Raw genomic sequence first — 1,977 nt, 5'->3', positions numbered from 1 at the left:
TCCAGGAAATTACTTTAAAAATATTATCTGCTGTTACACTTAAAGCTGCCTCTTGTGCATTCATCCGGTATACAAACGCCAGCAGCTGGGTGATACCAAGAAGGAGCATTATAACACCTGCGGCCTTCAACCAGGCTTTTTGCCCTGCAGCAGAAAATACAAGACTTACCGCATAAACAACGGCAGTGCCGATGGTAAACAGCGACACCAGCAGGTAATAGCTCAGCAACGCTCTTGCCCCTACCAGGTTATAAAGCACTATTAAATGATAGTAAGCAGCAACATGGAAAAGCAGGGCGGCCGAAAAAGCAAACCAATATTTCCTGTATCCGAAATACCTCAGCGTTAACAGTAATGTGATGAGGCTTACTCCCGCCGAAATGACCGACCAGGATACAAAAGATGCCAGGAAAAAAATGTGACTTTCGATGCGGGTGTACATGATGTTTTGAAAAAGAGCCACCAGCATAGACAACACCGAAAACGCCATCACCCAAAAATAGAATTGCTTATCGTTTTTCATAGATCAGAACGTAGAACTTATAAGATAAAATTCTTTTGGAGATTTTCCCAGAACATTCCGTTATCCGGTTTGTTATTTTGTACCTGGACATTACACTCATCATTTAACTATTTACTATGCAACTAACCGACCAATGGCCTGTAATAAGTTATCCTGAATGGAAAGACACCCTGGCTACCGTGCATTTGTGGACCCAGATAGTGGGTAAGATCCGGCTCCGGAAAATGCCCTGGCTGAATCATTCCTGGCATGTTACGCTGTATGTTACTCCCGATGGGCTTAGCACCGGCACCGTGCCCTACCAGCATGGCATTTTCCAGATCGACTTTAACTTCATGCAGCACCAGCTGCTGGTTATTACCAGCACCGGCAGAAAAGAAGTGGTGGAACTCCGGCCCAGAACCGTAGCCGACTTTTATAATGCCCTCTTTGAAAAATTAAAGGCGCTGGATATTGACGTGACTATTTACACCCTGCCCAGTGAAATAGCCGACGCCATTCCATTTGAAAAGGATGAAATACATCATTCGTACGACGCGCAAAAAATGGAGGATTTCTGGCAGGCGCTGGTAAAGATCCATAATGTGTTCACCCGGTTCAGGACCCGCTTTACCGGCAAGTGCAGCCCTGTGCACTTCTTCTGGGGCGCCTTTGACCTTGCCGTAACAAGGTTCTCCGGCAGGGATGCACCTCCCCACCAGGGAGCAGCTCCCAATATGCCGGCAGCTGTTATGCAGGAGGCGTATTCAAAAGAAGTAAGTTCCTGCGGATTCTGGCCCGGCAGTGAACAATATCCTCATGCCATTTTTTATGCCTACTGTTATCCTGTTACACCCACCTTCCCTGAGCAGCCGGTTCAACCTGCAGGTGCTTTTTACAGCCAGGAGATGGGAGAATTTATGCTGCCTTACGAAGTGGTACAACAATCGCCGGACCCGGAGGAAACGCTGCTTGCGTTTATGCAGTCGACCTACGAAGCAGCCGCCAATACGGGGCATTGGGACCGTGCATCGCTTGAGTGCGACTTGTCCCGATTGGAAAATGCCTACGGGTGTTTCAGATAACTGCAAAAAAAATTTGGTAAAATATTTTGGCTGCTTATCTTTGCATCCCCTGACACGATATCAGTTGCCCAGATGGCGAAATTGGTAGACGCACTGTGTTCAGGTCGCAGCGCCTGCAAGGGTGTGCTGGTTCGAATCCAGTTCTGGGCACGTCATTAGGTTGTAAGTCACCGGCTTACAACCTTTTTGTTTTAGGCATTTCCGTTTTCCGTGCATTTCCGGCAGCGGCCAACAACAGGCATTTTCGTTTATGCGAAACCGAAAGATCAGACCGAAAAGAACCACAACAAACGGGCATTTTCGCTCATTGAATTAAACACCAGGGAACCCTACTTAAAGGACGTGATAGATTTCCATCCACAGGATATAAATACCCATCACCAGTACAAA

At 47.1% G+C, this 1,977-nt stretch carries 3 protein-coding genes and 1 tRNA gene; 3 read left to right on the top strand and 1 reads right to left on the bottom strand.

Annotated elements, in window-relative coordinates; genetic code table 11:
• Positions 1-523 (bottom strand): hypothetical protein (locus tag VN105_RS12070; protein ID WP_325641165.1); only part of this gene is annotated, 523 nt, incomplete at its 3' end.
• Positions 524-639: 116 nt separating this feature from the next.
• Here VN105_RS12070 and VN105_RS12065 point away from each other — a divergent pair.
• The 3 genes from VN105_RS12065 to VN105_RS12055 form a co-directional block, all read left to right on the top strand.
• Positions 640-1,587 carry a DUF5996 family protein gene (locus tag VN105_RS12065; RefSeq protein ID WP_325641163.1) on the top strand — a complete coding sequence of 316 codons (948 nt, stop codon included), beginning with the start codon at positions 640-642 and terminating at the stop codon, positions 1,585-1,587.
• 66 nt (positions 1,588-1,653) lie between these two features.
• Positions 1,654-1,737: transfer RNA gene (locus VN105_RS12060), tRNA-Leu, on the top strand.
• Positions 1,738-1,797: 60 nt separating this feature from the next.
• The coding region (locus tag VN105_RS12055) for a hypothetical protein (RefSeq protein ID WP_325641161.1) at positions 1,798-1,977 on the top strand (180 nt) is incomplete at its 3' end.

This window comes from Chitinophaga sp. (assembly GCF_035564935.1).
GTDB lineage: Bacteria > Bacteroidota > Bacteroidia > Chitinophagales > Chitinophagaceae > Chitinophaga.
The sequence above is the reverse complement of the archived record's forward strand: the minus strand, read 5'-3'. Positions and strand labels throughout refer to the sequence as shown.

Bases quoted from the DNA above. Each gene is read 5' to 3' on its own strand.
- VN105_RS12065 (WP_325641163.1), top strand. From the start codon at position 640: ATGCAACTAACCGACCAATGGCCTGTAATAAGTTATCCTGAATGGAAA.